The 8,082-nt window shown below is 74.4% G+C and carries 8 protein-coding genes and 1 pseudogene; 7 read left to right on the top strand and 2 right to left on the bottom strand.

Annotated features, from left to right (window positions below; genetic code table 11):
• Together ACWD6N_RS31625 and pyrE are read right to left on the bottom strand one after the other, a co-directional pair.
• Nucleotides 1–215: pseudogene (locus ACWD6N_RS31625) on the bottom strand (hypothetical protein); the annotation flags it as partial.
• A 201-nt stretch (nt 216–416) separates the two neighbouring features.
• Complete coding sequence (pyrE, locus tag ACWD6N_RS31620; protein ID WP_354965448.1) at nt 417–959, bottom strand: orotate phosphoribosyltransferase; 543 nt, start codon at nt 957–959, stop codon at nt 417–419.
• A 120-nt stretch (nt 960–1,079) separates the two neighbouring features.
• Between pyrE and ACWD6N_RS31615 the strand changes: the two genes are divergently transcribed.
• The 7 genes from ACWD6N_RS31615 (at nt 1,080) to fabF (ending at nt 8,067) form a co-directional block, all read left to right on the top strand.
• Nucleotides 1,080–2,285: a sensor histidine kinase gene (locus tag ACWD6N_RS31615; RefSeq protein WP_354965449.1), complete on the top strand. Its 1,206-nt coding sequence runs from the start codon at nt 1,080–1,082 to the stop codon at nt 2,283–2,285.
• The gene (locus ACWD6N_RS31610; RefSeq protein WP_449936437.1) at nt 2,282–3,025 is read left to right on the top strand and encodes a response regulator; all 744 of its coding nucleotides are present in this window, start codon (nt 2,282–2,284) and stop codon (nt 3,023–3,025) included. The genes ACWD6N_RS31615 and ACWD6N_RS31610 overlap by 4 nt, the downstream gene beginning before the upstream one ends.
• Before the next feature lie 32 nt (nt 3,026–3,057).
• Complete coding sequence (locus ACWD6N_RS31605) at nt 3,058–4,323, top strand: PucR family transcriptional regulator (protein ID WP_387323765.1); 1,266 nt, start codon at nt 3,058–3,060, stop codon at nt 4,321–4,323.
• A gap of 78 nt (nt 4,324–4,401) precedes the next feature.
• Nucleotides 4,402–5,571 carry an acyltransferase domain-containing protein gene (locus tag ACWD6N_RS31600; protein WP_354965450.1) on the top strand — a complete coding sequence of 390 codons (1,170 nt, stop codon included), beginning with the start codon at nt 4,402–4,404 and terminating at the stop codon, nt 5,569–5,571.
• Nucleotides 5,568–6,512: a beta-ketoacyl-ACP synthase III gene (locus tag ACWD6N_RS31595; RefSeq protein ID WP_210917650.1), complete on the top strand. Its 945-nt coding sequence runs from the start codon at nt 5,568–5,570 to the stop codon at nt 6,510–6,512. Before ACWD6N_RS31600 ends, ACWD6N_RS31595 begins: the two co-directional genes overlap by 4 nt.
• Nucleotides 6,513–6,598: 86 nt before the next feature.
• Nucleotides 6,599–6,838, top strand: a complete 240-nt coding sequence (locus ACWD6N_RS31590) for an acyl carrier protein (protein WP_074313380.1) — start codon at nt 6,599–6,601, stop codon at nt 6,836–6,838.
• A 2-nt stretch (nt 6,839–6,840) separates the two neighbouring features.
• Nucleotides 6,841–8,067: a beta-ketoacyl-ACP synthase II gene (gene fabF / locus ACWD6N_RS31585; protein ID WP_354965451.1), complete on the top strand. Its 1,227-nt coding sequence runs from the start codon at nt 6,841–6,843 to the stop codon at nt 8,065–8,067.
• Nucleotides 8,068–8,082: the final 15 nt, after the last annotated feature.

Below are 8,082 nucleotides of genomic sequence, written 5' to 3'. Positions count from 1 at the left end.
GGCTCCCCGGGCAGCACCGGCTCGGCGGCCCGCTGGCGGGGCACCACGGCGTCGTCGTCGGCCCGGTCCGCGGGCCGGCCGGTGGTCGGCTCCGCCGGGTGCGACGGCACGCCGCCGACCGTCCGGCGGTGCTTGGCGACCGCCTGCGGGTCGTGGTGCCCCGGCCGGCAGGGCTCGCCCTGGGCGCAGCCGTTCTCGGCCTCCCCGTGCGCCATCCCGGTCTCCTCACGCTCGCACTCACCCGCGGGTGCTCCCCCCGACGTGCCCTGCCACCGTACTGGCAGGGACCGACGGGTCTGCACGGCGTACCCCGGGGTCAGCGCTTCGGGCGGCGAGGGAACAGGGTCTCCCAGACCGGGAAGGCGACCGGCAAGATCGTCGCCGACGGTCGGTAGCGGCGGCCCGGCCGGAACCGGTCAGCGGCTGCGGTGGGCCTCCAGGTCGGCGTGGGTGAACAGCGCCCGCAGCGCGACCCCGTGCTCGGCCAGCAGGGCCGCGCCACCCTCCGCGCGGTCGATGACGCAGAGCGCGTGATCCACCCGGGCGCCCAGCTCGCGCAGCTGCCCGGTGGAGGTGACCACCTGCCCCCCGGAGGTGACCACGTCCTCGACCACCAGCACCCGCCGCCCGGCCAGCTCCGTCCCCTCGGCCAGCCGGGCGGTGCCGTACGGCTTGGCGGCCTTGCGGACGAAGGCGCAGGGCAGCCCGGTGTACCGGCCGAGCGCGGTAACCACCGGAATCCCGCCCATCTCCAGCCCGGCCAGCACCTCGATGTCCGCCGGCACCAGGGGCGCCAGGTGAGCGGCCACCCGGTCCAGCAGGCGGGGATTCGCCTCGAACCGGTACTTGTCGAAGTACTCGTCGGCGATCCGGCCGGAGCGGAGCACGAACTCGCCGGTCAGCCGGCAGGTGGTGTCGATCTCGCGGGCCAGCGCGGTCATGGTCTCTGCGTGCGTCATGATGATCATTCTCTCCGGGTCGGCGTCCGTTGGGCGTACCCCTTTCGGCGCATGCCGGTTGCGGCAGAGTCCTCCCCGGGTCGGAGTCCGGGGCTCGACGGCTGTGATGGGATCGGGACCATGCGTCCGCCACCGTGGCTCGGCTCCGGCACGCTCGGCCGGGATCTCGCGCTGGCCGGTGCGTCGCTGGCCGGCGGCCTGGTGCTGTGGACCCTCGGTTGGCAACCGCAGATCCGTCCGCACCCGGACGTGCCGCCCGCGTTGTTCCTGCCGCCGCTGCTGACGGTGTGCGTGGCCGTCGGCCTGCGCCGGGTCGCGCCGCGCTCCAGCCTGGGCGTCGGCACGGGGGCGCTGGTCGTGGACATCGCGCTCGGCGGCTCGCTGGGGACGATCCTGGTCTACACCCAGGTGCTCTACGACGCCTGCGTGTACGGCCCGGCGCGGCTGTGGCGGTGGCTGCTGAGGTTGACCGTCGGGCTGAGCCTGGTCGGCGCGGTGGTCGGCGTGCTCCTCTCGGACCAGTGGCGCGGGGTCGCCGTCGGTGTGCTGGTGGTGCTCGTCGGCCTGCTGCCGGTGCTGACCGGGATCAGCGTGCGGCAGTACCGCGACCAGGCCGCGGCCGAGCGGGCTCGGGCCGAGCAGACCGCCCGGCTGGTCGAGCTGGACCGCTGGCAGGCGGTCAGCGCCGAACGGGCCCGGATGGCCCGGGAGTTGCACGACGTGGTCGCCAACCATCTCAGCGCGGTGGCCATCCACGCCACCGCCGTGCTGTCGGTGCCCGGGCTGGACCGCGGCCAGGTCGAGTCGGCGTTGCGGGTGATCCGGGAGAGCAGCGTGCAGGGCCTGGCGGAGATGCGGCAGATGATCGAACTGCTGCGCGAGCCGGGTGCCGGTGGCACGCGGGCGCCGACGGATGGCAGCGGCGCGCTGCCGGAGGCGGCCACCGCGCGGCTCGCCGAGGCGGACCGGCTGGTCGAGCGGATCCGGGCCGCCGGCCTCGCGGTACGGGTCCACACCGACGGCACGCCCGGCCCGCTGCCGGTGGGCGTGGACCTCGCGGCGTACCGGATCGTGCAGGAGTCACTGACCAATGCGCTGAAGCACGGCGCGGGCGAGGCGGAGCTGACGATCGCGTACCGGCCGACGGAGGTGGTGCTGACGGTGGAGAATCCGGTGCGCCGGGGCGGCGCCGGGCTGACCGGCGCCGGGGCCGGGCTGATCGGGATGCGGGAACGCGCCACGCTGCTGGCGGGCCGGTTCGACGCCGGGCCGCACGACGGCCGGTGGCTCGTCCGGGCCGCGCTGCCCACCCGGGAGGACGGGTGACCGGGCCGGCCCGGGCACCGGGCGATGCTGGCACAGCCCGGGCACCGGGGGACGCGGGTACGGCGGTCCGGGTGGTCGTGGCGGACGACCAGCCGGCGGTACGAGCCGGGCTGACGTTGATCCTGGCCGGCGCTCCGGGCGTCGAGGTGGTCGGCGAGGCGGGCGACGGCGACGAGGCGGTACGGCTGTGCCGGGAGTTGCGACCGGACGTCGCCGTGCTCGACATCCGGATGCCGCGCCGGGACGGCATCTCCGCGACCCGGGCGATCGTCGCCGAAGGGCTCGCCGACGTGCTGGTGCTCACCACCTTCGACCTCGACGAGTACGTCTTCGGGGCGCTGCGTGCCGGGGCGGCCGGTTTCCTGCTCAAGGACACCGACGCGGCGGGGCTGGTCGCGGCGGTACGGACGGTGGCACGCGGCGACGGGTTCATCGCCCCCGCGGTGACCCGCCGGTTGATCGCGGCCTTCGCGGCCACCGCGCCAGGGTCGTCGGCGGCCACCCGGGCCGCCCTGGACGGGCTCACCCCGCGCGAGCGGGACGTGCTGGCCTGCCTCGGCCTGGGCCTGTCCAACCAGCAGATCGCCGACCGGCTGGCGATGGCGGAGAGCACCACCAAGACGCACGTGAGCCGGATCCTGGCGAAGCTGGACCTGCGCAGCCGCGATCCTGGCCCAGGAGCTGGGCCTGCCCGCCCCCGCTCCGCCGCCGTGATCCCGGGCCATGGCGGCCCGGCATGAAGATCCAGGTCAGCGCGTGTCAGGCTAGGGCGGTGAGTACGCCGGGCGGTGGGGAGCTGACGGCCACGCTGCGTCAGATCGAGCGCGCGGCGGGGGCGCTGGCCACCGCCAGCGTGGCCCGGATGGACGAGACCCTGCCCTGGTTCCGCGCCCTGCCGGCCGACCAGCGCTCCTGGGTGATGCTGGTGGCCCAGGCGGGCGCCCGGTCGCTGGTGCAGTGGCTGCGCGACGGCGGCGGCACGGCGGACAGCACCCAGGAGGTCTCCGACGAGGTCTTCGCCGCCGCTCCCGAGGCGCTGGCCCGGTCGATCACCCTCCAGCAGACGGTGGCGCTGATCAAGGTGACCATCGACGTTGTCGAGGAGCAGGTGTCGCACCTGGCCGCCGAGGGCGAGGAGCAGCAGCTGCGCGAGGCGGTGCTGCGCTTCTCCCGGGAGATCGCGTTCGCCGCCGCCCGGGTGTACGCGCGGGCCGCCGAGTCACGCGGCGCGTGGGACGCCCGGTTGCAGGCCCTGCTGGTCGACGCGCTGCTGCGTGGTGACTCGCCGGACGTGCTGGCCAGCCGGGCGGCGGCGCTCGGCTGGACGGACGCGCCGCCGGTCGCGGTGGCGGTCGGCCGCTCCCCCGGCGGAGAGGTCTCCGCGGTGCTGCACGTGGTCTACCGGCAGGCCCGGCGGATCGGCGTGGAGGTGATCGGCGGGGTGCACGGCGACCGGCTGGTGATCGTGCTGGGCGGCGCGGCGGACCCGCTGGGAGCCACCGGCAAGCTGCTGACCGCGTTCGGGGACGGGCCGGTGGTGGTGGGTCCGGCCGTACCCAGTCTGGACGAGGCGACGGAGTCGGCGCGGGCCGCGCTGGCCGGCTTCCGGGCGGCGCCGGCCTGGCCGACGGCGCCCCGGCCGGTGCCGGCCGCCGAGCTGCTGCCGGAGCGGGCCCTGGCCGGCGACGCGGAGGCCCGCCGCCGGCTGCGGCACGACGTGTACGCGACCCTGGTGCGCGCCGGTGGCGAGCTGTTGGAGACGCTGGACGCGTTCCTGGCCGCCGGTGGCACGCTGGAGAGCGCCGCGCGGGCGCTGTTCGTGCACCCGAACACGGTGCGCTACCGGTTGCGCCGCATCGCCGAGGTGACCGGCTTCTCGCCGCTGTCGCCCCGGGACGCGTTCGCCCTGCAGGTGGCGCTGACCGTCGGCCGGCTGGATCCGGTGACCCCGATGACCGCGCCGGTCCCGACCCAGACAATGACCCCGGCAGTCCGGAAAGCCACCCAAACCGGCGACGATCACCGCCGATCTTTGTAGAAACCCTCCAAAGCTTCTAGTGTGGTTTGGTCGAGGGCGGCACAGCGTTACCCACGCGTATCCGGGAGAGTCATAGTCGTGCTCGCCGTACTTAGTCCCGGCCAGGGTTCCCAGAAACCCGGCTTCCTGACCCCTTGGCTCGACCTGACCGGCACCGAGGCGCGACTGCGCTGGTGGTCGGCTCTGGCCGGGGTCGACCTGGTGCACCTGGGCACCGCCGCCGACGCCGACGAGATCAAGGACACCGCCCGCACCCAGCCGCTGCTGGTCGCCGCGGCGCTGCTCGCCGCCGAGCACCTGCCGCTGTACGACGTGACGCTCACCGCCGGGCACAGCGTCGGCGAGCTCGGCGCCGCGGCGCTGGCCGGGGTGCTGCCGGCCGAGGCCGCCATCACCCTCGCCGGCGTACGGGGCCGGGAGATGGCCGCCGCGTGCGCGCTGGAGCCGACCGGGATGGCCGCCGTGCTCGGAGGCGACCCGGACGAGGTGCTCGCCGCGATCGCCGCACACGGGCTGCACCCGGCCAACCGCAACGGCGCCGGGCAGATCGTCGGCGCCGGCTCCCTCGACGGGCTGGACAAGCTCGCCGCCGAGCCGCCGGCGAAGACCCGGATCATCCGGCTCCAGGTTGCCGGCGCGTTCCACACCCCGTACATGGCGCCGGCCGAGACCGCGCTGGCTGCGGTGGCCGCCGGCATCACCCCGGCCGACCCGGCCCGGATCCTGCTGTCGAACCTCGACGGCGCCGCGGTCGACCACGGCCGCGACATGCTGCAGCGCCTGGTCCGCCAGGTCACCGCGCCGGTCCGCTGGGACCTGTGCATGCGTACCCTGGCCGACCTCGGTGTGACCGGCGTGATCGAGCTACCGCCGGCCGGCACACTGGCCGGGCTGGTCAAGCGGGAGCTCAAGGGCGACGGCGCACCGGAGATCGTCACCCTGAACACCCCGGACGACCTGCCGGCCGCACGGGACCTGATCGCCCGGCACGGCATGGCGCCCAGCCACGAGCCGACCATGCAGTTCCGCGTGGTGGTGGCGCCGTCCGCCGGCACCTTCGCCCCGTCCGCCGAGCTGACCGAGGGCGAGACGATCCGCGCCGGCCAGGTCGTCGGGCACATCGGCACCCGGCAGGGGCCGGTCGAGGTGACCGCCCACCAGGGCGGCGTCCTCACCGAATGGCTCGCCCACCACGACGACCCGGTCGCGCCGGGCCAACCGCTCGCCCGCATCGGAGGTCGTTCATGACTGGCAGTCGCATCGTCTCGATGGGGCACTACCAGCCCTCCCGGGTGGTGACCAACGACGACATCGCCCAGCTCGTGGACACCAACGACGAGTGGATCCGGGACCGGGTCGGCATCGTCACCCGGCGGATCGCCGACAGTGAGACGGTGGCCGACATGGCCGCCGCCGCGGCCGGCAAGGCGCTGGCCAACTCCGGCCTGACCGCCGCCGACATCGACCTGGTCGTGGTCGCCACCTGCACCTCGGTCGACCGCAGCCCCAACGTGGCCTGCCGGGTCGCCGCCAAGCTGGGCATCGCCGCGCCGGGCGCGTACGACGTCAACACCGCCTGCTCGGGCTTCGCGTACGCGCTGGGCACCGTCGACCACGCCATCCGGGCCGGGGCGTCGCGCAACGCGATCGTCATCGGCGCGGAGAAGCTCTCCGACTTCACCGACTGGACCGACCGCTCCACCTGCATCATCTTCGGCGACGGCGCCGGTGCCGCGGTGGTCACCGCGACCGCCGACGACGAGCCGGCCGGGATCGGTCCGGTGGTCTGGGGTTCGGCGCCGGAGAAGAGCGACGCGGTCCGCATCGAGGGCTGGCGCCCGTACATCCAGCAGGAGGGGCAGTCGGTCTTCCGCTGGGCCACCACCGCGCTGGCGCCGCTGGCCCTGCAGGCCTGCGAGCGGGCCGGGGTCGACCCGTCGGAGCTGGCCGCGTTCGTGCCGCACCAGGCCAACGCCCGGATCATCGACGGCATCGCCAAGCGGCTCAACATCCCCAACGCGATCATCGCGAAGGACATCGTCGAGTCCGGCAACACCTCCGCGGCGAGCGTGCCGCTGGCCCTGTCCAAGCTGGTCGAGCGGCGGGAGGTGCCCTCGGGCGCCCCGGTGCTGCTGTTCGGCTTCGGCGGTGGCCTGACCTACGCCGGTCAGGTCGTCCGCTGCCCCTGAGGACCCCTCGGGCGCACAGGCGCCCAGGAGTGGCGGCTGGCAACGCCGGCCGCCGGAGAACCCCCCGATGAAAGGAACCAACCGCAATGACCCGTGACGAGATCACCACCGGACTCGCCGAGATCCTCGAAGAGGTTGCCGGGGTGAACCCGGACGACGTGGCCGAGGGGAAGTCCTTCACCGACGACCTCGATGTCGACTCGCTCTCCATGGTGGAGGTCGTGGTGGCGGCCGAGGAGAAGTTCGGCGTCAAGATCCCGGACAACGAGGTGCAGAACCTCAAGACCGTCGGCGACGCCGTTACCTACATCGCGGCGCAGTCCTGATCATGAGTCGTCCTGACGTCGTCGTCACCGGGCTCGGCGCGACGACCCCGCTTGGCGGGGACGTCGCGTCGACCTGGGACGCCATGCTCGCCGGCCGCTCCGGGGTGAGTGCCCTCACCCAGGAGTGGGCCGCGCAACTGCCGGTCCGGATCGCCGCCCAGCTGGCCGTGGAGCCGTCCGAGGTGCTGGACCGGGTCCGGCTGCGCCGGCTGGACCGCTCCGAGGCGATCGCGATCATCGCGGCGCAGCAGGCCTGGGCGGACGCCGGCCTGGCCGACTCCGGCCTCGACGGTGAACGGCTGGCGGTCAGCGTCGGCTCCGGCATCGGCGGTGCCATCACCCTGCTCGCCCAGGACGACATCCTGGAGGCGTCCGGGCCGCGGCGGGTCTCCCCGCACACCATCCCGATGCTGATGCCGAACGGTCCGGCCGCGTGGGTCGGGCTGGAGCTGGGAGCCAAGGCCGGCGTGCACTCGGTGGCCAGCGCCTGCGCCACCGGCGCCGAGGCGATCGCGCTGGGCCTGGACATCATCCGCGCCGGCCGGGCCGACGTGGTGGTGGCCGGCGGCACCGAGGCGGTCATCCACGCGCTGCCGATCGCCGGGTTCAGCTCGATGCGGGCCATGTCGACCCGCAACGACGAGCCGGAGCGGGCCTCCCGCCCGTGGGACCGGGGCCGTGACGGCTTCGTCCTCGGCGAGGGCGCCGGCATCGTGGTGCTGGAGCGGGCCGAGCACGCCGCCGCCCGGGGCGCCCGGGTGTACGCGCGCCTCGCCGGCGCCGGGATCACCTCCGACGCGTACGACATCGTGCAGCCCCACGCCGAGGGCGAGGGCGCGATCCGGGCCATCGCCAAGGCGATCGCGGACGCGGACGTGGCCAAGCGGGACATCGTGCACGTCAACGCGCACGCCACGTCGACCCCGGTCGGCGACATGCTGGAGATCGGCGCGCTGCACAAGTCTCTCGGCGACCACCCGGTGCTGGCCGCGACCAAGTCGATGACCGGTCACCTGCTCGGTGCGGCCGGCGCGCTGGAGTCGATCGCCACGATCCTGGCCATCCGCGACGGTGTCGTACCTCCGACGGTCAACCTCGACGACCCGGATGACGGTCTCACCCTGGAGGTGGCCGCACACAAGGCGCGCCACATGGAGATCCCGGCCGCGCTGAACAACGCGTTCGGCTTCGGGGGCCACAACGTGGCTCTGGTCTTCACCCGGCCCTGAGACCACAGCTTGGAG

Source organism: Micromonospora sp. NPDC005163, from assembly GCF_053599835.1.
The sequence above is the reverse complement of the archived record's forward strand: the minus strand, read 5'-3'. Positions and strand labels throughout refer to the sequence as shown.

What these genes read in the sequence shown, in the direction of transcription:
- pyrE (WP_354965448.1), bottom strand. Translation starts at nt 959, where the DNA reads ATGACGCACGCAGAGACCATGACCGCGCTGGCCCGCGAGATCGACACC.
- ACWD6N_RS31615 (WP_354965449.1), top strand. Translation starts at nt 1,080, where the DNA reads ATGCGTCCGCCACCGTGGCTCGGCTCCGGCACGCTCGGCCGGGATCTC.
- ACWD6N_RS31595 (WP_210917650.1), top strand. Translation starts at nt 5,568, where the DNA reads ATGACTGGCAGTCGCATCGTCTCGATGGGGCACTACCAGCCCTCCCGG.
- ACWD6N_RS31590 (WP_074313380.1), top strand. Translation starts at nt 6,599, where the DNA reads ATGACCCGTGACGAGATCACCACCGGACTCGCCGAGATCCTCGAAGAG.
- fabF (WP_354965451.1), top strand. Translation starts at nt 6,841, where the DNA reads ATGAGTCGTCCTGACGTCGTCGTCACCGGGCTCGGCGCGACGACCCCG.